The sequence below is a fragment of the Sulfitobacter sp. 1A13368 genome, from assembly GCF_043557275.1.
In the GTDB taxonomy this organism is placed as follows: domain Bacteria; phylum Pseudomonadota; class Alphaproteobacteria; order Rhodobacterales; family Rhodobacteraceae; genus Sulfitobacter; species Sulfitobacter faviae.
This window is the reverse complement of sequence record NZ_JBIFFR010000003.1, coordinates 108,282-128,389: the sequence shown is the minus strand read 5'-3', so window position 1 is coordinate 128,389 and position 20,108 is coordinate 108,282. Positions and strand designations below refer to the sequence as shown.

Here is a 20,108-nt window from a genome sequence, read left to right as displayed (position 1 = left end):
TACGGGTTTGCCACAAATAGGAACGCCATAATGACTGCGAATAAGACCATCCTGCGCGCCCTTGCGGGCGAAACCCTGCCGACACCGCCGATCTGGATGATGCGGCAAGCCGGGCGCTACCTGCCCGAGTATCGCGCGACCCGGGCCGAGGCGGGCGATTTCCTGTCGCTGTGCTACAACCCGGAACTGGCCGCCGAGGTGACGTTGCAACCGATCCGCCGCTATGGTTTCGACGCTTCGATCCTTTTCGCCGACATCCTGCTGGTGCCGCAGGCGCTTGGCGCCGATCTGTGGTTCGTCACCGGAGAGGGGCCGCGACTGTCGACGATCACCACCAAGGCCGAGACGGAAGCGCTGAAACCAGCGGACGCCATTCACGACCACCTCGTCCCGATTTACGAGACCGTGCGCATCCTGTCGCGCGAACTGCCCGAAGAGACGACGCTCATCGGTTTCGCAGGCGCGCCTTGGACGGTGGCGACCTATATGATCGCGGGCAAAGGCACGCCGGATCAGGGGCCAGCCCATGCGCTAAAGGACGAGAACCCCGAGGTGTTCGATGCGCTGATGGAGCGGATCACGCTGGCGACGATCGAATACCTCGACATGCAGATCAAGGCGGGAGCCGAGGTGGTAAAGCTCTTCGACAGTTGGGCCGGATCGCTGGAAGGCACGGATTTCGACCGCTATTCGACAGAGCCGCTGCGCCAGATCATCAGCGCGCTGAAGGCGCGTCATCCGGGCGTGCCCGTGATCGCCTTCCCGCGTGGAGCCGGGGCGCGTTTCGCCAATCTACATGCCGCCACCGGGGCGGACTGTATCGCCGTCGACGACGGCGTGAGTGCGGAGTGGGTGGCCGAACATGTGCAGCCGCATGGCTGTGTGCAGGGCAACCTGAAATCCTCGCATATGGTGACGGGCGGGGATGCGCTGGTGCAGGAGACCCGGGCGATTTGCGATGCGTTGTCGAAGGGGCCGCATATCTTTAATCTGGGGCATGGGATCACGCCGGATGCGGATCCGGAGAATGTGCAGTTGATGATTGATACCGTTCGCGGGACGCGGGGGTAACAAGCCAACGCCCAAAGTTTAGATCGAGGGCCATCGCCTGCCCGCGGGTGGGCGATCTGACGGCTGTTATAGCCACTTTATCTATCAGCCTTGATGTGCGCCCTCGAGGTCACGCCAAGCCATACCAAATCTCCTACCCGTCCGGGCGGGCAGGCGATGGCCCGGCGCCTGCGGCTTGATTCCGGGCCGGGGTGGTTAGCTCAAACCCACTTCGCCATCGGCGGCAGGCTCATCAGCACAGCGTCCGGATCATGCCCCGTCTCCAGACCAAACTTCGTCCCCCGGTCGTAGACAAGGTTATACTCAGCATAGATCCCCCGGTGCCGCAGTTGCACGTCCTTGTCGTCCATGTCCCACGGCATCTCGCGCCTTTTGTCGACCACGGGCACATAGGCGGGCAGGAACGCGCGACCCACATCCTGTGTCAGCGCGAAATCCGCCTCCCAGTCGCCGCTGTTGCGGTCATCGTAAAAGATGCCACCCACACCCCGCGCGCGTTTGCGATGGGGGATGTAAAAATACTCATCCGCCCATGCCTTCAACTCATCATAGAGCGTGGCCCCATGCGGGTCGCAGGCGGCCTTCATCTCGGCATGGAAATGGTCGGTGTCCTCGTCATACTCGATACAAGGGTTCAAATCCGCGCCGCCGCCAAACCACCATGCATGCGGGGTCCAGAACATGCGGGTGTTCATATGCACCGCAGGCACATGTGGGTTTTGCATATGCGCGACCAGACTGATGCCCGAGGCCCAAAAACGCGGATCTTCGGCCATGCCGGGCAGCCCCTTGCGCGCGGCCATGGCGGCCTGCGCCCGCTCGCCCAGCTCGCCGTAGACGGTGGAGATATTCACGCCCACCTTCTCGAACACACGGCCCCCGCGCATCACCGACATTTCACCGCCACCGGCGTCCGATCCATCGGGGGCAGTGCGGGTGGTGTTGCTGACCACGAAACGCCCGGCCTCTTCCTCGCCCACATGACGCGCTTCGATGTCGTGGAACGCCTGAACGATATCATCGCGAAGCTTGCGGAACCAATCCGCCGCGCGTGTCTTTTGGTCTTGCATGTCGTCGGTCATCTCTGGCCCGCCTTTCTGTTATTCCATCGCCCCGCCGCCAAGGATCAGACCTTCGTGTTCGGCCATGTAGATCCGCAGCCAAGGCGTATATGCATCGGGGCGCTGCGCGAGGTCGGCATGTAGATCGCCAAGGGTAATCCAGCGCGTCGCCAACACCTCATCGGGGTTTTCCGTAATCGTCAGATCCGGCGCGGCATGGGCGAGATAGACCTCGACCACCTCATGTTCGATCAGCCCGCCGCCGACATCGGCGCGGTATTCGACCCGGCCCCGGTGCTGCAAGACCAGCCCGGTGATCCCCAACTCTTCGTCCAAACGCCGCGCGGCGCAGTCCTCGGGCGGCTCATCCCAATGCGGATGCGTGCAGCAGGTGTTCGCCCAGAGACCGGGGGTGTGATATTTGCCAAGCGCGCGCCGCTGCATCAGCAGCTTGCCGTTGGAGATGACAAAGACCGAAACCGCCATATGCCGCAAACCGCGTTCATGCGCGGCGAGCTTTTCGACCGGTTGCAGGGTGCCGTCGACCCAGGCGGGGACCATGATCTCCATCAGATGCGGCTTACCGTTGTGTTCATCTCACCCTCGGCGCAGAAGAAATTCACCGGCAGTTATCGGGGGATTTCCCCCTAGTCTCAACCGCTAACCGGCCCGCCCTGCGCCCGTGCTACCTTTTGGCGCAGTGAACATCCTTTACCCCTTCGCCCCAAACGCTAGTTTCAAGCCAGACAGACAAAGGAACTCACAATGAACATGCGTATCGCGTCGATCTTCGCCATCTGCCTCGGGGCCACGCCCCTTTGGGCGGAAAGCCATGCCTCCGGTGACGCCGAAGCCGGGGAAAAGGTCTTTCGTAAATGCAAAAGCTGCCACATGATCTCGGATGATGAGGGCAACGATATCCAAAAAGGGGGCCGTACGGGGCCGAACCTTTATGGGATCTACAACCGTGTGGCGGGTTCCGTCGAAGACTACCGCTATGGCGATTCCATCGTGGCTGCGGGCGAAGCCGGGCTGACATGGGACGAAGAGAGTTTCACAGGCTACGTCGCCGACCCCAAGGGGTTTTTGGCCGAGTATCTTGATACGAAACGGGCCAAGTCGAAAATGTCTTACCGTCTGAGAGACGAAGAAGACGCGAAAGACGTTTGGGCCTATCTGGTCTCCGTCGGGCCGGAGGTGACCGAAACCGAAGCGGCGGCAGAGGCAACCGAGTAATTCGCGCATTCAGCGCAGTGCGAAAGGGGGGCCATCTGGCCCCCCTTTTTGTTTCGGATCAGAAGCAGTCGCGCAGCAGCTGCGTGACATTCTCTTTGGTCAGTTCAATCGGGTTGCCGCCACAGCTTGGGTCTTGCAGGGCCGAGGCCACCAGCGCGTCGATGTCGGGGTCGGTCACGCCAAGGGCAGTCAGCGAGCTGGGAATGTTCAACTCTTCATTCAGCTTGCCGACGAAATCGTAGAACCCGTCAAAGCCGCCCACGATATCGAGATAGGCCGCCGCCTTGGCCAGACGCTCCTCAATCGCGGGGCGGTTCATGCGCAGAACCGGCTGCATGACCACGGCGTTGGTGGTGCCGTGATGCGTGTGATGCACCGCGCCGATCGGGTGGCTGATGGCATGGATGGCGCCCAGACCCTTTTGGAACGCCGTAGCGCCCATGGCGGCTGCGGACATCATATGGCCGCGCGCCTCAAGATCACTGCCATCGGCATAGGCGCGGGGCAGGTATTCCTTGACCAGACGCATCCCTTCCAGCGCCATGCCTTGGCTCATCGGGTGGTAATGCGGCGAGCAGAAGGCTTCCAGACAATGGGCGAACGCGTCCATCCCAGTGCCTGCGGTGATCATCGGCGGCATGCCGACGGTCAGTTCTGGGTCGCAGATCACGACAGCGGGGAGCATCTTGGGGTGGAAGATGATCTTTTTCTCATGGGTCTGGGAGTTGGTGATGACGCTGGCGCGCCCCACTTCCGAGCCTGTGCCGGCGGTCGTCGGCACGGCCACGATAGGCGCGATGCCATCCGCATCGGCGCGGGTCCACCAATCGCCGATATCCTCGAAATCCCACAGGGGGCGGGTTTGGCCCGCCATGAAGGCGATGACCTTGCCCAGATCGAGACCGGAGCCACCGCCAAAGGCGATCACACCGTCATGGCCGCCGTCGCGGTAGACCTTGATGCCCGCCTCGGCGTTCATCTCGGTCGGGTTCGGGTCAACGTCCGAAAACATCGCGCGGCCCAGACCTTCGGCCTCCATCAGGTCCAGCGTGGCCTGGGTGATGGGCAGATAGGCCAGCCCCTTGTCGGTGACCAGCAGCGGCTTCTTGATGCCCGCAGCGGCGCAGGCCTCGGCAATCTCTTTAATCCGGCCCGCGCCGAAACGGATGGCGGTGGGGTAAGACCAATTGGCAGTCAGGGACATGTCTCAGGCTTTCTTGAGGTGGTAGGATTTGGGGCGTGTCAGCGCGTGATAGCCCAGTTCAGACAGGCCCGCGCCGCGCCCGGTTTGCTTGCAGCCGGTCCAGCACAGCGCCGGGTCCAGATAGTCGGCACGGTTCATGAAGACGGTGCCGGTTTCCAACCGCTGGCCGATGGCCTCGGCAGCCTCGGCATCGGCGGTAAAGATCGCGGCGGTCAGACCGAATTGGCTGTCGTTCATCAGCGCAATGGCCTCTTCATCGTCCTTGACCGGCATGATGCCGACAACGGGGCCAAAGCTTTCGTCACGCATGACGCGCATCTCGTGGGTCACATCGGTCAGCACCTGCGGCGTCAGATAGGCACCGCCATCGTCGGCGGGCATTCTATCGATATGCGCCTTGGCACCTGCCGCCACGGCCTCATCAATCTGCGCGCGAACCTCATTGGCGAAACGTACATTGGCCATCGGCCCAAGCGTCGTGGCCTGATCCAGCGGATTGCCGAGGTTGAGGTTATTCACCCATGCCACGGCCTTTTCGACAAAGGCGTCATAGAGGCTTTCGTGCACATAGATCCGCTCGATCCCACAGCAGCACTGGCCCGCGTTGAACATCGCCCCGTCCATCACGCCATCGACTGCCGCGTCGAGGTTGGCATCGGCCCGGACATAGGCGGGGTCTTTGCCGCCAAGCTCGGTGGCGACACCGGTGAAAGTGCCCGCCGCGGCGCGTTCCATCGCCTGACCACCGCCAACAGAGCCGGTGAAGTTGACGAAATCAAAGGCGTTGTCGGCGATCAGCGCCGAGGTGGTGTCATGGCTCAGCACGACGTTTTGGAACACATCCTCCGGCACGCCCGCGGCGCGGTAGGCATCGGCGAGGTGTTCACCGACCAGAATGGTCTGCGAGGCGTGCTTCAGGATCACCGAATTGCCCGCGATCAGCGCAGGCGCGATGGTGTTGTTCGCGGTCATATAGGGGTAGTTCCACGGCGCGACGACGAAAACCACGCCATGCGGCTCACGCATAATCTTGCGGCTGAAGGCGTCGCTGTCTTCAATCACCTTGGGCGCCAGCGCATCGGGGGCGATCTTGGCCATGTGGCTGGTGCGCTCCTGCAAGCCACCAAACTCACCGCCATAGCGCACCGGGCGGCCCATCTGGTGGGCCAGCTCCTCGGTCATCCGGTCGGTGGAATTCTCAATCTCTTTCAGCGCAGCCATCACCAGATCGACACGCTCCTGCAAGGGCCGCGCGGCCCATGCCTTTTGCGCGCGGCGCGCGCGGGCGACAGCGTCTTGCGCTGCCTGCGTGCTCAGGGTTTCGCGCTCCGCATAGACCGAACCGTCAATCGGAGAGATACATTTTACCGTCGTCATTCTCAGGCCCTTTCAAAGCCGCGGGCGATTTCCCAATCGGTCACCACCCGGTCATATTCTTCCTGCTCCCATTCCGCCGCGCGGGTGTAATGGGTCACTACATCGTCGCCCAAGACCTCGCGCAGGAACGTCGAGCCGCGCAGGGTCTCGGTTGCTGCCCGCAGGGTCTGGGGGATATCGACAGCGTCGGACTCGCCATAAGCATCGCCGCGTGTGGGCGGGGCAAGCTCCATCTTGTCTTCGATCCCTTTGATTCCGGCAGCCAGCATGACCGTCTGCGCCAGATAAGGGTTTAGGTCCGATCCGCCAATACGGCATTCGACCCGCACGCCCTTTGTCCCTGCCCCGCAGAGGCGGAACCCCGCGGTGCGGTTGTCGACGGACCAGACGGTCTTGGTCGGGGCGAAGGTGCCTTTGGCGAAGCGTTTGTAGCTGTTCACATAGGGGGCGAGGAAATAGGTATATTCCGGCGCATAGGCGATCAGACCGGCCATATAGTGGCGCATCAAGTCGGACATGCCCAACTCACCCTCGCTGTCATAGAATGCCGCTTCGCCGTCTTTCCACAGCGACTGATGGACGTGACTGGAAGAGCCGACGCGGTCCTTGTGCCACTTGGGCAGGAAGCTTGCCGCATGGCCCTGCTGCCACGCGATCTCCTTGACCGCATGTTTGGCAATCGTGTGATAATCGGCGCAATTAAGCGCCTGTGAATAGCGGATGTTGAGCTCTTCCTGACCGGCCTCGGCCTCGCCCTTGGAGTTCTCAATCGGCAGACCGGCAGCGAAGAGATGGTTGCGCAGCGGGCGCATCACGTTCTCTTCCTTGGTGGTCTGAAGGATGTTGTAGTCTTCGTTATAGCCGCTGATCGGCGTGAGGTCGCGGTAGCCGCCCTTGCGGATTGTGTCAAAGCTCTGCTCGAAAAGGAAGAACTCCAGCTCGGTCGCCATCATGGCGTCGAAACCCAGTTCCTTCAGCCGCGCGATCTGCTTCTTCAGCATGGCGCGCGGGGAATGCGGCACCGGCTGGTGCGTATCGTGATCCAGCACGTCGCAAAGCACCATCACCGTGCCCTCCAGCCACGGCACCGGGCGGATCGTGTCGAGGTCGGGCTGCATCACATAGTCGCCGTAACCCGTCTCCCACGAAGTGGAGGCAAAGCCCTCGGGCGTGGCCATCTCAAGGTCGGTGGCCAGCAGGTAGTTGCAGCAATGGGTTTCTTTATAAGAGGTCTCGACGAAGTTGACGGCATGGAAGCGCTTGCCCATCAACCGGCCTTGCATGTCCACAAGGCACGCAAGAACCGTATCGACGGATCCTTCTTTGACCAGTTTTTTCAGCGCGTCGAATGTCAGTGTGCCGGGCATGTTCTGTCCACTTCAGGGGGTAAGGCGGGGGCGCAGACAGCGCGCCCCCGGTTGTCGGTTCAGCCGTTGGTGTAGGGCGGACCGGCTTTGTTGATGACTTCGTTATAGTCGCGGAAGATCTGCACGATCTTGGCGTGCACTTCGCCTTCCTCGGCGATCTCTGTCCAGAAGTCCTTGGCCGCGTTTTCAACCTCGGCCCATTCGTCGGCAGGCACGGTGCTGAGCTTAAGCTTGTCGCCCTGCGCCCGCAGACGCGCCTCGCCGCCCCAGTACCACTGGTTACGGTAGGTGTGGCCCGCTTCGATCCCCGCCATGACCAGCTGCTTGAGGTGATCCGGCAAATCGGCCCACTGCTGCTGGTTGACGAAGAACGACCCGATCCAAGCACCCGAGATGTTGTTGGTCAGGAAGTAGTCGGTCACATCGGCCCAGCCGACGGTGTAGTCTTCGGTGATGCCGGACCACGCCATGCCGTCGAGCTCGCCGGTCTGCACGGCGACTTCTGCGTCCTCGTAAGGAATGTTCACCGGCACCACACCGAACTTCGACAGGAAGCGGCCCGCGGTGGGGAAGGTGTAGAGCTTCAGACCGTCCAGATCGGCGACCGATTTGATCTCTTTGGTGGTGTTGAAGTTACAGGGGTCTTGGCCCGCAGCCGACAGCCATTCAACACCGACCTTGGCATATTCCTCTTTCCAGATTTCGCCCAAACCGTACTGGTTGAACAGCACCGGCACGTCGAGAATGTGCTTGGTGGCGAAGGGGAAGTAGCCGCCGAATTGTTGCAGCGGCGTGGGCGAGGCCATGGAATCGTCATCCGAATGCACCATGTCGATGGTGCCGCGCTGCATGGCTTGGAACAGCTCACCGGTGGGGACGATCTGGTCGGCGTAGAACAGTTCGATCTCCATCTCGCCATTGGCGGCGGCGTTGATGTAATCGACCGCCGGTTTGGTCACCTGCTCACCCAGAGCGGCGCCGGCATAGGTCTGCATGCGCCATTTGATCGGCGCTTGGGCATGCACGATGGAGGGCGCGGCGAGGGCCGCAGGGGCGGCGACGGCGGCCCCGGATAGAAACTTTCTGCGAGTGGTCATACGTCTCTCCTTTGTTGAAATGTCAGGCCGTCTTTGCGCGGCTCTCATTGTTATTTGTCGTAGATGTAATCGGGCAGCCATGTCGCGATCTCCGGGAAGACCATGACGAGTATCAGCGCCAAGACCATCACCAGCACAAAGGGCGTGATCGACGCATAGATGTCGCGCAGCGTGATCTCTGGCGGGGCCATGGCGCGCATCAGGAACAGGTTATAGCCAAAGGGCGGCGTCATATAGGCGATCTGCGTGGTGATCGTATAAAGGATACCATACCAGATCAGATCAAAGCCCAGCGCACCAACCAAGGGCACATAGAGCGGCGCCACGATGACCAGCATCGCCGTATCATCAAGGAAGGTGCCCATGATGATGAAGCTAAGCTGCATCATGATCAGGATCATCCAGGGGCTGAGGTTCATCTTCTCGGTAAACAGGCTCTCAATCGCCTTTACCGCGCCCAGCCCGTCAAAGACCGCGCCAAAGGCGAGGGCGGCGAGGATGATCCACATGAACATGCAGGTGATGCCCAAGGTGTTGCGGACGGAGTTCTCGAAAACCTCGCGGGTCATGCGGCCCTTGAGCACCGCTGCAAAAAATGCCGCCGCAGCCCCGATGGCCGAGCTTTCGACCAAGCTGGTCCAACCGTTGACGAAAGGCACCATCATCACCGCAAAGATCACCAGCGGCAGGATGCCCGCCCGCAGAAGGCGCAGTTTCTCGGCACGGGGAATGTCGCGATCCTCGGCTGAGAGGATGGGACCAAGTTCGGGATTCATCCGGCAGCGGATGACGATATAGGCGATGAACATCGCTGCCATCATCAACCCCGGGATAACCCCGGCCAGCCACAACTGCCCCACCGGCTGCCGCGCGATCATCGCGTAAAGCACCAGCACCACCGAAGGCGGCACGAGGATGCCAAGGCTGGACCCTGCTTGGATCACCCCCGTGACCATCCTTTTGTCATAGCCACGTTTCAGCAGTTCCGGGAGCGCAATGGTCGAGCCAATCGCCATACCCGCCACGCTGAGCCCATTCATCGCCGAGATCAGCACCATCAGGCCAATCGTGCCAATCGCCAGCCCGCCGCGCACCCCGCCCATCCAGACGTGGAACATGCGGTAAAGGTCATCGGCAATGCGGCTCTCGCTGAGGACATAGCCCATGAAGATGAACATCGGCAGCGTCAGCAGCGGATACCATTTCATCAGCTTCATCGCGGCGGCGAAACCGATGTCATAGCCGCCTTTGTCACCCCAGAGCAGCAGCGCCGAAACCACGGCGATAAAGCCGATGGCGCCAAACACCCGCTGGCCGGTCAGTAGCATCAGCATCATTGACGAGAACATCAATGTCGCAATCATTTCATAGGACATCAGATGGCCTCACCCTTGAGCCGCAGCACGTCTTTCGCGAGCTCGGACAGACATTGCAGCAGCATCAGAAAGATGCCGACGATCATCACGACCTTGATCGGCCAGAGATAGGGACGCCATGCGGAACTGGATTGCTCCATATGGCCAACCTCTTCACTACCGGTGATCAGGCCACCGAAAAAGCTGAACGGCTCGGTCCCCCAGTAGCCCAGCGAATAGGCGGTAGAGCTTACTGCGCCATAGAGCAGCACGCAGAGATAGAAGATCAGGAAGAAGACGGTGAAGAGGTCAAACCACGCTTTGCGGCGCAGCGACCAATCGCCATAGAGCAGGTCCATCCGCACGTTCGACCCCAGTTGGATCGAATAGGGACCGCCCAGAATGTAATAGCCCACCATGACGAACTGCGCCATTTCCAGCGTCCAAAGCGAGGGGACGAAGAAGGCTTTGCTGACGGTGGACCACAACAGCACCCCCATCAGGACAAAGATGCCATACATCATGATCCGCCCGATCCGCCGGTTCATCGCGTCGATGCCTCGGATATAGCCCCGGATGAACCTCATGGTTTGACCTCCTCCATCTCGGGCCGAGCCATGGCGGCACGGAGCCAATTGCTGATCATCTCGGCCATCTGCCGCTGTTCGGCTTCGGTCGTGATGAGGTCATTACGGATCTCTAGCATGACATGCGGATGACCATGGGCGAGCCCATGTTCTTTCAGCGTATGGGTCACCCCGTCCTGCGGGCCGTAGGGTTCGTTACGCTCAACCTTCAGATCTGTGAACTCCGCCGCCACGGCCAGCATCGCATCGGCAAGGCGCGTATCGCTGTCGTGTAGGATCCCGATCTCTACGCTGCGCGGTTTGCCGTGGTAGATGGGCGTGAAACTATGCACCGTGACGATCGCAGGCGCCTCGACCCGCTTGATCGTCGCGGCCAAAGTCTTGCGGAAAGGCTCGTAATAGCGCGTCACCCGCTCGGCCCGGCCTGCGTCATCAAGCGTGGCATTGCCGGGGATCGCGAAAATCTCGCTCTGCGCTGGCATCGCGCCCGGGGCTTCGGGCGGGCGGTTGCAATCGTAGACCAGACGCGAGACGCGCCCCGCCACCAGCACCGCATCCAGATCCTGCGCCATGGCCCGGGCCACGCCCAAGGCACCGGGATCCCAAGCCACATGGCTTTCGCGGGCCGCGGCATCCAGCCCCAGACCGTCGTAGCAGGCCGGTATCTCACGCGCCGCATGTTCGCAGACCAACACCAGCGGGGCCTTGGCCCCGGCATTGATCACCTCGACGGCTTCATTCGAAAGATCTGACTGTTCTGACACCCTGTCCCCCTCAGTTAGTTCAAACCTCATTCGGGCGGGGGGCTTCTGTCAACAGAATAATGTCAAATTTATTACAACGCGGTTCAGTTTGTGTTATTACTCGTCAAAAGAGGGGCATCCATGGCTGAACCGACACTGACCATTTCCGACCGTATCCAGCAGGAGCTGGACCGGCTGACCCGTGCGGAACGGCAACTCGCCCATTCGATTCTGGAAAACTACCCCGCCTCTGGCCTCGGCCCGCTGACGGCGCTGGCGAAGGATGCCAATGTCTCGACCCCCACCGTGGCGCGGATGGTGCAAAAGCTGGGGTTCAAGGGCTATCCCGAGTTTCAGAACGAGCTGCGCGAAGAGCTTAAAGCCAAGGCCAAGAACCCCATCGCCAAACATGACACATGGGCTGAAGGCGCACCCTCGGGCCATGTGCTGAACCGGTTCACCGACGCGGTGATAGACAACATCCGCCACACCCTCGGCCAGATCGAACCGGCCACCTTTGACCGTGCCTGCGCGATGATCGCCGACACCGCGCACCCGCTCTATATCGTGGGCGGGCGCATTACCCATGTGATGGCCGAGTATCTGTTCCTCCACGCCCAGATCATCCGCCCCCGGGTGACACATATCCAATCCACATCAAACGCTTGGCCGCATTACCTGCTGGACGTGGGCGAAGGCGATGTCTTTGTCATTTTCGACGTGCGGCGCTATGAGAACAACACGCTGAAGCTGGCGGAAATGGCCCATGCGCGAGGGGCCAAGATCATCCTCTTCACGGATCAATGGCGCTCTCCGGTGCATAGCCTTGCCGATATCTGTTTCTCCAGCCGGATCGTCGCGCCCTCAGCTTGGGACAGCGCGGCGGCCACGCTGCTGCTGGTAGAGAGCGTGATCTCGGCCATGCAGGACATCAACTGGGCCGATACGAAGGACCGGGCCGAACGGCTGGAAGACATGTTCGACCAGACCCGTTTGTTCCGCAAATTCACCTAACGCCCCCAGCAAGCAACCCCTTGTCATAAAGGGTATTGGCTTGCCCAAACCCCGCCAGTCGTCTATGGCCAGCACGCCGGGTGTGGTGTCCAGCGCGGTGCCGTGACACGCGCCAAGGCCGGAGGGGGACCGACCATGCGTGATGAAATCTTTTCGCCCAGCGAGCTTGAGCGCCATTATGACCTCGCGCCATCGCCAGCGCTGGCGGCTGAAATGGCCGATATCTACGCCAAGATGGATCGTGTCGTCTCGCCCCCCGATTGGGCCATTCATGCGCCCTATGTCGCCGCGATCAACAAGCTCAAGAAAGAGCGCAACGCGGTCATCCTCGCGCATAACTACATGACGCCCGACATCTATCACGGCATCGCGGATTTCGTCGGCGACAGCCTGCAACTCGCCATCAAGGCGACCGAGGTTGAGGCCGATGTCATCGTGCAATGCGGCGTGCATTTCATGGCCGAGACCTCGAAAATCCTGAACCCCGCAAAAACCGTGCTGATCCCCGACATGGAAGCGGGTTGCTCGCTGGCCGAAAGCATTACCGCCGAGGGCGTCGCACGGATGCGCGCGCAATATCCCGGCGCGCCGGTTGTCACTTACGTCAACACCACGGCCGAGGTGAAGGCGGCGTCGGACATCTGCTGCACCTCGTCGAACGCGGCGCAGATCGTGGCTGCGCTTGAGGCAGAGACGATCATCATGACGCCGGACAAATACCTCGCCCAGAACATCGCCAAACAGGTGCCGCAAAAGCGCATCGTCTGGTGGGACGGCGCCTGCATCGTGCACGAACGCTATACCGCGAAAGACATCGCCGACTACCGCGAGTGGAACCCCGACACCCGCATCATCGCGCATCCGGAATGCCCGCCCGACGTGGTGGCGGAGGCGGATTTTTCCGGCTCGACCAGCGGCATCCTCGACTATGTGCACCGCGAAAAACCGGCCAAGGCGATGTTGGTCACCGAATGCTCCATGGCGTCGAACATCGCCGATGAATTGCCCGAGGTCGATTTCGTCGGTCCCTGCAACATGTGCCCCTACATGAAGAAGATCACGCTGGAAAAGGTGCTCTGGTCGCTGCACACGATGTCCGGCGCCGTCGAGGTAGAGGCCGAGGTTGCCAGCAAGGCGCGGGTGGCCGTGCAACGGATGATCGACCTCTCCCGCGAACTCGGCCTCTGAAGGGCGCGCGCGTGGAGCAGATTACAACCGGCAGGATCATCATCGTTGGGGCCGGTCTGGGCGCGCTCTATGCCGCGCTTTGTCTTGCGCCGCGCCCAGTTTTGCTAATCTCGCCCGATCCTTTGGGGTCAGGGGCCAGTTCCGCTTGGGCGCAGGGCGGCGTGGCCGCCGCGATGGCGCAGGCCGACAGCCCCGAGGCCCATGCGCTCGACACCATCAAAGCCGGAGCGGGCACGGTCGAGCCGCGCGTCGCCGCCACCGTAACGGATGAGGCCCGCGCCCATATCCTCGCCCTGACCGATTTCGGCACCGCCTTCGACCGCAGCGCCGATGGTGGCTATGTCATGTCACGCGAGGCGGCGCATAGCTTTGCCCGCGTCGTGCGCGTGCAAGGCGATCAAGCGGGGACCGAGATCATGCGCGCCCTAATCGAAAAGGTGCGCGAAACACCGTCGATCCAAGTGCTCGAAGGGGTGCTGGCCCGCGGTTTGGAAAGTGACGGTACCAAGGTCTCCGGGGTCGAGGTCGAACTGGCACGGCCCGAAGGCTCCGCCCCCGTGATGCTGCACGGCGCAGGGGTCTTGCTGGCAGGCGGCGGGTCTGGCGGGCTTTATGCGCTGACGACCAACCCGGCCCGCATTCGCGGGCAGGTGATCGGCATGGCCGCCCGCGCGGGCGCGCTCATTGCCGATGCGGAATTCGTACAGTTCCACCCCACCGCCATCGATTGCGGCGAAGACCCCGCCCCTTTGGCGACCGAAGCACTGCGCGGGGCCGGGGCGCATCTGATCAACCGCGAAGGCGCGCGTTTTATGGAGGCGGTTCACCCCCTTGCTGAGCTTGCCCCGCGCGATGTCGTGGCCCGCGCCATCTTTGCCCAGACCCAAGCGGGGCTCCGCCCCATGCTGGACACCCGCGCGGCCTTGGGCGCGGCGGTGCTGACCGATTACCCCGCCGTCGCAGCCGCCTGTGCGCGCAATGGCATCGACCCGGTGACCCAGCCCATCCCCGTCGCCGCCGCGGCGCATTACCATATGGGCGGTGTCGCGACCGATGCGCATGGCCGCTCAAGCCTCGCCGGGCTCTGGGTCTGCGGAGAGGCGTCTTCGACCGGGCTGCACGGCGCGAACCGTCTGGCCTCCAATGGGCTGCTCGAAGCGCTGGTCTTTGCCCGCCGCGCGGCGCAGGACATGCTTGAGGAATGCGAGGCGGGCGACGATGACGCCGTACAGCTGCCGGAGTTGTCTGCTGGTGAGACACCGAACGAGACCCTCGTCACCCGTCTGCGCCAAACCATGACCGCAGAGGTCGGCGTGCTGCGGGATGCGGCGGGCTTGCACCGCGCCTTGACGGCCATCGCCGAGATCGAAGCGGCGCAACCCGATTGTGCCCAGTTGCAAAACATGACCGCCACCGCCACGCTCATCGCCACCGCCGCCCTCGCCCGCCGCGAAAGCCGGGGCGCGCATTGCCGCACGGACTATCCCGAAACGCTCCCCGAAGCCGCCCGCAGCTTCATGACATTGGCCGAGGCCACCGCCCGCCGCTCCAACCCCGAGGACGCCTGAAGATGACCACCGCCCTGCCCGACCTGATCCTTGAGCCGCTGGTCCGCGCCGCCTTGATGGAAGACCTCGGCACCTATGGTGACGTCACGACCCGCAGCGTAATTCCCGAGGGCACGACCTATACCGCCCGGCTGCGCGCCCGCGCCGAGGGGGTCGTCTCTGGCATGCAGATCGCGCGGCTGGCCTTCCACCTTGTCGACCCTACGCTTGAGGTGCGCACGCTAAAAGAAGACGGCAGCGAAATCGCCAAAGGCGACACGCTGATGGAGATCGAAGGCTCCGCCGCCGCGATCCTCTCGGCGGAACGTGTGGCGCTGAATTTCGCCGGGCGGCTCTCGGGCATTGCCACCCTCACCGCGGCCTGTGTGGCCGAGACGAAGGGGACCGAGACCCGGATCACCTGCACCCGCAAAACCACGCCGGGGCTGCGCATGGTCGAGAAGCAAGCGGTGCTGCATGGCGGCGGGTTCAACCACCGCTTCTCCCTCTCTGACGCGATCCTGATCAAGGACAACCACATCGCCGCCGCCGGGGGCATCCGGCCTGTGGTGCAGGCGGTCAAGGCCAATGCCTCGCATATGATCCGGGTCGAGATCGAGGTCGACACGCTGGCGCAGCTTCAAGAGGTCTTGGACGAAGGCGGCGCGGATGTGGTGCTGTTGGATAATATGGACACGCCAACGCTCTCGCAAGCGGTCGAAATGGCGCAAGGGCGCATCGTGCTGGAGGCTTCGGGCAACATGACCCTGCCGCGCTTGGCCGAGGTCGCGGCGACGGGGGTGCACTATATCTCTATGGGCGCGCTGACACATTCTGCGACAACGCTGGACCTTGGGCTGGATTTCTGAACCAACTGGGGCAAAGATCGCGCAGCCAGCGAAGGGAGCCCGCCATGTCCGACCTTACCATCCGAACCGTGAGAGACCATGACCGCGCCGATTGGGAGCGGCTTTATCAAGGCTATGCCGAATTCTATAAAGTCGAGCAGACGCCGGAGATGCGCGCGCGGGTCTGGTCTTGGCTGCATGATCCGCTGACCGAGGTCGAAGGGCTGGTTTGCGAAGATGCTGAAGGACGGGTGATCGGACTGACCCATTTTCGGCATTTCGCCCGACCGCTTGCTGCGGCGACGGGCTGTTTCCTCGACGATCTTTTCGTGTCTCCCGAAGCCCGTGGCAGCGGGGCTGCCGATGCGCTGATCGGAGAGGTGAAGAAGATCGCCCAGAAACGCGGTTGGAGCCTCGTCCGCTGGATCACGGCCGAGGATAACTACCGCGGCCGTGGTGTTTATGACAGGCTGGCCGCCCGGACCAACTGGGTTACCTACGACATCAAGCTGTAGGGTCCGGCGCTTTCTTGGACGTCTCGGGATCGGTCGGCTTTTCCGGTTCGGTCACCAGTTCCGCTTCTTCGATATCCTCCGGCCGCGTGGTCAATGCCCCTTCTGTTGGGGTCGTTTCAGGCGCGCCGACGATCAGGGGCAGCATCTGAACACCGCTCGGCATGGCCACCTCCGACAGCGGCGGCGTCTTCCATTCCAGCGTGTCGAAGCTCTTGCAGTTTTCGCAGATCGGCACCCATTCGGCATGGATGTGATGGCAGTTCTCGCAAATCCACTGCGGCCCGCGCGAGACGTTTAGTGCGCGTGTCAGCCAGCCTTTGACCACGGTGTCCGGCGCGCCCTCGCCCCGCTCGATCGCCGCCATCAGGGTGACGGACCGGGCCGAGGGATCGGTCTCAACCAGATTGCCAAGCGCCCGGCGCGCTTCGGGGAAGTCTTCGTTTGCGATGTGCAGTTCGGCCAGCAGCATCTTGGTCTCGGGATGGTCGGGCTGAGATTTGGTCAGCGCGCGGAACCGTTTGATCCGCTGGGGCGGTGTCTCATCCGGCTGAATCTCGGCGAAGGCGGCGGCAAGATCGGGGTGCGGCTGCACGCTCCACGCTTTTTGCAGCACTTTGGAAGCATTGCGCGGCTTGTCCTGCGCGATATAGCTGCGCGCAGCCATCACCGCGGCGGGCACCAGATCAGGCGACAGGCGGTTGGCTTCGATCGCGGCTTCACGGGCTTCGACACTGTTGCCCTCGTCGATGACCTCGCGCGCCTCGGAAAGCGCCAGAACCGCGTCGCGGCGCTTGTGCACATCGCGCGGCAGATGGCCGTTTTTATACTTGGCCTGCAGAGTGCCACGCGCACCGGTCCAATCATGTTTCTCGGCCTGCAACTTCAGGAGCGTGTCGCCGGTTTCCTCATGTTTGGGCTTCAGCGCGAAGGCTTTCTCGGCCAGTTTCAGCGCCGTTTCGGTATCTCCGTCGGCCAGCTTCTGCTTCATGATACCGCGCACGCCGACGAAACGGGTCTTTTCGTCTTCGACCAGCTTGCGATAGGTCCGTTCGGCCTTGCGACGGTCCCCCGCCAACTCCGCCGCCTGCGCGGTCAGCAGATTGGTCAGCGCCGGGCGTTTGAGATAGCGGTCGGCCTTGGCCGCCTTGGCCATCGCGACCTGACCCTCGCCGCTGGCCAGCGCCATCAACCCGTCCGACAGCGCCTCATAGCCCTTACGCTCGCGGTTGCGGTCAAAGTAGCGCGACAGCGCCGTCTCATCGCCGTTCAGGAAATGCCAGACCGCCGAGAGCAGCGACACGATCTTGAGCAACACCCAAACCGCAAGCATCAGCAGCAAAACGGCGATCACCGATTGCAGCGGCCCAAGGGTATATTCCGTGCCCGCCACGGTCAGCTGAATGCCACCTTCGCTTTCCAACAGGAAACCTGCACCCCAAGCCAGAGCGGCGACCAGCACGACAAAAAGAACGATTTTAATAAGAGACCAGAGCATTTTTCGTTCCTCAGTTGGCCGTCAGGCGTTGGGAGAGTTCATTGGCGGCGGTTTCAGCCGCCTGACGCCCGCGGGCATCGGCGAGCCATTCCGCCATCGCATCCTGCGCGGGGGCTGGCAGCGTGTCGATCTCGGCCAGCGCATCGGTCAAACGGCCATCGCGCACCGCCGCTTCGGCGCGAGACAGGACAGCATCGGCATCCGTCCCTTCGCGCGGCGCGACCGAGCGGGCGCCGAGTTGGCGTTTCAGGAAGTTGCCAAAGCCGCCTTCACCCTCTTCCGGCACGGCGGCACGGGCGGTGGCCAGCGCCTGCCGCGCGGCATCGGGATAGCGCGCTTGGAGATTGGCGAGGGTGACGACACCGCCCGCGGCGCTTTCACGCAGGGTTTCGGGTATGTCCTCGACCCCGGCCTGCTGCAACTCGGCCAACGGCGCTTCGAAGGAGCGACCGGCGCTGATTGCAGCGTTCATCTGGGTCATCGCAGTCTGGGCACGGGCCGCTTCCGCCGCGGCGGCGGTAGCCTCTTCGGCGGTCTGAGCGTTTTCCAGCAGGCTCTCGATCTCGCTGCGCTGTTCGGCGACGGAGGCGCGCAAAGCTTCCATCTCACGCTCAAAAGCCGCGACCGCGACTTGGTTGTCACCGCCGGTGGCGGGTTGCTTTTCAACAGTAGTGAGGCGGCTGTCGATCTCGGCCAATTGGCTTTGCAGCGCCGAGAGGGCCTCGCGGCTGCCGGTCAGTTCCTCGCGCAGCGCGTCGACCTGCGGCAGGCTTTCCGGAAGGGTGGCAGGCTCTTCAACGCGGGCTTCCAGTTCCGCGATGCGGGCCTGCTGCGCTTCCATCGCGCTCTGCAATTCTGCCGCGCTTTGTGCCCGGGTGCCCAAGACGTCATACTCCGATGCGGCAAAGCCGAGGCCCGCAGCGATGGCACCGCCGAGCAGCATGGGGAAGAACACGCTGCGCTTACGCTCTTTCGGGGCAGGCTCAGGGACCGAGGTCGATGCAGGTGGGGACGTCGGTTTGGACGTGGCAGCGCTTGGCTTTTCGGCCTTTTCCGGCGCGGGTTTGGATGAGCTACCGCTCGGCTTAGACGCGGCCGCCGAGGCGCGTGAGGGCGCGGGATCAGCGGCCGGTTTGTCTTTGGGCACCGGTTTGTCCTTGGGTGCAGCGCTGGTGGCGCTTGTCTTGGGGTCGTCCTTGGGCGAAGCCGTCTGGGGCTTCGTCTCTTTCGCCGGTGTGGCACTCTCGGGCTTGTCTTTAACGGGTGTGGCGCCTTCGGGCTTGGCCGGGGCTTTGTCGTCCGGCTTAGCCGCAGCGGCGGGCGTTGCCGTTGCTTTATCCGTTGTGGGCGTGGTGCTGGGTGTTTTCGACGGGTCGGCCTTGCCCGTTTCGGTTTTCGCCGCGTCGGGCTTCACATCCTCGGTTTTCGGCGCGTCGGGTTTTGCCGTCTCCGCCCCCTTACCATCGGTCTGGCTGGGCTTCGCGGCCTCGGCCTTCTCTGCCGTGGTCGCCTTGTCCGCCGCGGGAGGCGTCTGATCGGCTGTGGTCTTGTCCGCTTCGCTTTTGCTGACCGTCTTTTTGGGTTTTGCCACGCCTCACGCCTTTCGATTCTGAACCTGTCATTCACTCGCAATGGCGAGCTTACCCGGCATACCTATGCCCCTCAAGGCAAGGTGGTGCAGCGGAATAGTTTTTCAACGGTCTCTGCCATGGCCTCGCCGGTGGGTTCTGTGGCGACATCATGCGCATAGAGCGGCAGAGCTTCAAGCGCCTGAGCGGCGGCGCGGCTGATCGACAGGGCGATGACCCGTTCCGTCGAGCTTGCTTCGCGGGCGAAATGCTGCGCGCTGCGCGGAGAAAACAGCGGCACGATGACAGGGTTAGGGCCCTTTAGAAGGGTCTGCGCGGCGGTGGAGAGCGGCAGAAGTGTCTGGTCATAGACCGTGGCGGTTTCCACTTTCAGACCTGCGGCGCTTAAAATTCCGGCAATATCTGCCCGCCGGTGCCGCCCGGCAAGGTGCAAGAGCGGGCCGATCTGGGGGCGTTCCGCCAAGGTCGCGATCAGCGCCTCGGCATCCAACCCGACCATCTGCGCCTGCCAGCCCGCTTTGCCCGCCGCCGCCGTGGTCTGCGGGCCGACACAATAGGCAGGCCGCCCCTCCCCCAGAGGCGCATGGGCCACGGCATTGGCCGAGGTAAAGATCACCCCGGCATAGGGCGAAAGATCGACAGGCTCACCCGTTGCGGTAATCTCGATCAGCGGAGAGATCACGGCCCCGTCGCGCAGCGCAGGCGAGAGCCGATCCAGAAACTGCGCGGCACCGGGCTGGGGACGGGTCAGAAGCAATCTTGGCTGCGGCATCGCAAGGCTCCGGCATTGTTTGCGCGTGAGAGCGGTGTTACC

The 20,108-nt window shown here is 62.7% G+C and carries 19 protein-coding genes; 7 read left to right on the top strand and 12 right to left on the bottom strand.

Translation table 11 applies throughout. From position 1 onward, the window contains the following. The first annotated feature begins 30 nt into the window (after positions 1 to 30). Positions 31 to 1,071, top strand: coding sequence for a uroporphyrinogen decarboxylase (gene hemE / locus ACGYK4_RS07680; protein ID WP_394455876.1), 1,041 nt, complete (start codon positions 31 to 33; stop codon positions 1,069 to 1,071). 200 nt (positions 1,072 to 1,271) lie between these two features. On the opposite strand, the gene hemF is transcribed toward hemE, so the two are convergent. Together hemF and idi are read right to left on the bottom strand one after the other, a co-directional pair. Continuing rightward, complete coding sequence (gene hemF / locus ACGYK4_RS07675; protein WP_209216943.1) at positions 1,272 to 2,153, bottom strand: oxygen-dependent coproporphyrinogen oxidase; 882 nt, start codon at positions 2,151 to 2,153, stop codon at positions 1,272 to 1,274. An 18-nt stretch (positions 2,154 to 2,171) separates the two neighbouring features. Beyond that, entirely contained in the window at positions 2,172 to 2,702 is a 531-nt protein-coding gene (idi, locus tag ACGYK4_RS07670) for an isopentenyl-diphosphate Delta-isomerase (protein ID WP_394455874.1), read from the bottom strand. Between the two features lie 195 nt (positions 2,703 to 2,897). Between idi and ACGYK4_RS07665 the strand changes: the two genes are divergently transcribed. Beyond that, positions 2,898 to 3,368: a c-type cytochrome gene (locus ACGYK4_RS07665; RefSeq protein ID WP_394408100.1), complete on the top strand. Its 471-nt coding sequence runs from the start codon at positions 2,898 to 2,900 to the stop codon at positions 3,366 to 3,368. Positions 3,369 to 3,426: 58 nt separating this feature from the next. On the opposite strand, the gene ACGYK4_RS07660 is transcribed toward ACGYK4_RS07665, so the two are convergent. From ACGYK4_RS07660 to ACGYK4_RS07630, 7 genes are read right to left on the bottom strand one after another with little or no spacing between them, the layout of a single operon-like run. Next, positions 3,427 to 4,572: an iron-containing alcohol dehydrogenase gene (locus ACGYK4_RS07660; RefSeq protein ID WP_394430422.1), complete on the bottom strand. Its 1,146-nt coding sequence runs from the start codon at positions 4,570 to 4,572 to the stop codon at positions 3,427 to 3,429. Between the two features lie 3 nt (positions 4,573 to 4,575). After that, positions 4,576 to 5,949, bottom strand: a complete 1,374-nt coding sequence (locus ACGYK4_RS07655; protein WP_394430420.1) for an aldehyde dehydrogenase family protein — start codon at positions 5,947 to 5,949, stop codon at positions 4,576 to 4,578. A gap of 2 nt (positions 5,950 to 5,951) precedes the next feature. Beyond that, the gene (locus ACGYK4_RS07650; RefSeq protein WP_394430418.1) at positions 5,952 to 7,316 is read right to left on the bottom strand and encodes a glutamine synthetase family protein; all 1,365 of its coding nucleotides are present in this window, start codon (positions 7,314 to 7,316) and stop codon (positions 5,952 to 5,954) included. Positions 7,317 to 7,375: 59 nt separating this feature from the next. Further along, positions 7,376 to 8,413, bottom strand: coding sequence for a TRAP transporter substrate-binding protein (locus ACGYK4_RS07645; protein WP_394455873.1), 1,038 nt, complete (start codon positions 8,411 to 8,413; stop codon positions 7,376 to 7,378). Between the two features lie 50 nt (positions 8,414 to 8,463). After that, positions 8,464 to 9,789, bottom strand: a complete 1,326-nt coding sequence (locus ACGYK4_RS07640; RefSeq protein ID WP_067268276.1) for a TRAP transporter large permease subunit — start codon at positions 9,787 to 9,789, stop codon at positions 8,464 to 8,466. Beyond that, on the bottom strand, positions 9,789 to 10,355 hold the full coding sequence (locus tag ACGYK4_RS07635) for a TRAP transporter small permease subunit (RefSeq protein ID WP_067268278.1): 567 nt from the start codon (positions 10,353 to 10,355) through the stop codon (positions 9,789 to 9,791). Before ACGYK4_RS07635 ends, ACGYK4_RS07640 begins: the two co-directional genes overlap by 1 nt. Further along, on the bottom strand, positions 10,352 to 11,119 hold the full coding sequence (locus ACGYK4_RS07630) for an N-formylglutamate amidohydrolase (protein WP_394430414.1): 768 nt from the start codon (positions 11,117 to 11,119) through the stop codon (positions 10,352 to 10,354). The genes ACGYK4_RS07635 and ACGYK4_RS07630 overlap by 4 nt, the downstream gene beginning before the upstream one ends. A 120-nt stretch (positions 11,120 to 11,239) precedes the next feature. Between ACGYK4_RS07630 and ACGYK4_RS07625 the strand changes: the two genes are divergently transcribed. From ACGYK4_RS07625 to ACGYK4_RS07605, 5 genes are all read left to right on the top strand, one after another. Next, entirely contained in the window at positions 11,240 to 12,112 is an 873-nt protein-coding gene (locus ACGYK4_RS07625) for a MurR/RpiR family transcriptional regulator (RefSeq protein ID WP_394430412.1), read from the top strand. Between the two features lie 135 nt (positions 12,113 to 12,247). Further along, on the top strand, positions 12,248 to 13,300 hold the full coding sequence (gene nadA / locus ACGYK4_RS07620) for a quinolinate synthase NadA (RefSeq protein ID WP_394455872.1): 1,053 nt from the start codon (positions 12,248 to 12,250) through the stop codon (positions 13,298 to 13,300). Between the two features lie 11 nt (positions 13,301 to 13,311). Further along, positions 13,312 to 14,868: an L-aspartate oxidase gene (locus ACGYK4_RS07615; RefSeq protein ID WP_394455871.1), complete on the top strand. Its 1,557-nt coding sequence runs from the start codon at positions 13,312 to 13,314 to the stop codon at positions 14,866 to 14,868. Positions 14,869 to 14,870: 2 nt separating this feature from the next. Beyond that, entirely contained in the window at positions 14,871 to 15,716 is an 846-nt protein-coding gene (gene nadC / locus ACGYK4_RS07610) for a carboxylating nicotinate-nucleotide diphosphorylase (RefSeq protein WP_394455869.1), read from the top strand. Positions 15,717 to 15,760: 44 nt separating this feature from the next. Beyond that, positions 15,761 to 16,210, top strand: coding sequence for a GNAT family N-acetyltransferase (locus ACGYK4_RS07605; protein ID WP_394455868.1), 450 nt, complete (start codon positions 15,761 to 15,763; stop codon positions 16,208 to 16,210). Here ACGYK4_RS07605 and ACGYK4_RS07600 read toward each other — a convergent pair. The 3 genes from ACGYK4_RS07600 to ACGYK4_RS07590 all read right to left on the bottom strand — a co-directional run bounded on the left by ACGYK4_RS07600 (position 16,200) and on the right by ACGYK4_RS07590 (position 20,066). After that, entirely contained in the window at positions 16,200 to 17,705 is a 1,506-nt protein-coding gene (locus ACGYK4_RS07600) for a heme biosynthesis protein HemY (RefSeq protein WP_394455866.1), read from the bottom strand. The two genes, ACGYK4_RS07605 and ACGYK4_RS07600, sit on opposite strands and share 11 nt — an antisense overlap. 10 nt (positions 17,706 to 17,715) lie before the next feature. Beyond that, positions 17,716 to 19,296, bottom strand: coding sequence for a hypothetical protein (locus tag ACGYK4_RS07595; protein ID WP_394455865.1), 1,581 nt, complete (start codon positions 19,294 to 19,296; stop codon positions 17,716 to 17,718). A gap of 71 nt (positions 19,297 to 19,367) precedes the next feature. Further along, complete coding sequence (locus ACGYK4_RS07590) at positions 19,368 to 20,066, bottom strand: uroporphyrinogen-III synthase (RefSeq protein WP_394455864.1); 699 nt, start codon at positions 20,064 to 20,066, stop codon at positions 19,368 to 19,370. Positions 20,067 to 20,108: the final 42 nt, after the last annotated feature.

Bases quoted from the DNA above. Each gene is read 5' to 3' on its own strand.
- hemE (WP_394455876.1), top strand. From the start codon at position 31: ATGACTGCGAATAAGACCATCCTGCGCGCCCTTGCGGGCGAAACCCTG.
- hemF (WP_209216943.1), bottom strand. From the start codon at position 2,153: ATGACCGACGACATGCAAGACCAAAAGACACGCGCGGCGGATTGGTTC.
- idi (WP_394455874.1), bottom strand. From the start codon at position 2,702: ATGGAGATCATGGTCCCCGCCTGGGTCGACGGCACCCTGCAACCGGTC.
- ACGYK4_RS07665 (WP_394408100.1), top strand. From the start codon at position 2,898: ATGAACATGCGTATCGCGTCGATCTTCGCCATCTGCCTCGGGGCCACG.
- ACGYK4_RS07660 (WP_394430422.1), bottom strand. From the start codon at position 4,572: ATGTCCCTGACTGCCAATTGGTCTTACCCCACCGCCATCCGTTTCGGC.
- ACGYK4_RS07655 (WP_394430420.1), bottom strand. From the start codon at position 5,949: ATGACGACGGTAAAATGTATCTCTCCGATTGACGGTTCGGTCTATGCG.
- ACGYK4_RS07650 (WP_394430418.1), bottom strand. From the start codon at position 7,316: ATGCCCGGCACACTGACATTCGACGCGCTGAAAAAACTGGTCAAAGAA.
- ACGYK4_RS07645 (WP_394455873.1), bottom strand. From the start codon at position 8,413: ATGACCACTCGCAGAAAGTTTCTATCCGGGGCCGCCGTCGCCGCCCCT.
- ACGYK4_RS07640 (WP_067268276.1), bottom strand. From the start codon at position 9,789: ATGTCCTATGAAATGATTGCGACATTGATGTTCTCGTCAATGATGCTG.
- ACGYK4_RS07635 (WP_067268278.1), bottom strand. From the start codon at position 10,355: ATGAGGTTCATCCGGGGCTATATCCGAGGCATCGACGCGATGAACCGG.
- ACGYK4_RS07625 (WP_394430412.1), top strand. From the start codon at position 11,240: ATGGCTGAACCGACACTGACCATTTCCGACCGTATCCAGCAGGAGCTG.
- nadA (WP_394455872.1), top strand. From the start codon at position 12,248: ATGCGTGATGAAATCTTTTCGCCCAGCGAGCTTGAGCGCCATTATGAC.
- nadC (WP_394455869.1), top strand. From the start codon at position 14,871: ATGACCACCGCCCTGCCCGACCTGATCCTTGAGCCGCTGGTCCGCGCC.
- ACGYK4_RS07605 (WP_394455868.1), top strand. From the start codon at position 15,761: ATGTCCGACCTTACCATCCGAACCGTGAGAGACCATGACCGCGCCGAT.
- ACGYK4_RS07600 (WP_394455866.1), bottom strand. From the start codon at position 17,705: ATGCTCTGGTCTCTTATTAAAATCGTTCTTTTTGTCGTGCTGGTCGCC.
- ACGYK4_RS07590 (WP_394455864.1), bottom strand. From the start codon at position 20,066: ATGCCGCAGCCAAGATTGCTTCTGACCCGTCCCCAGCCCGGTGCCGCG.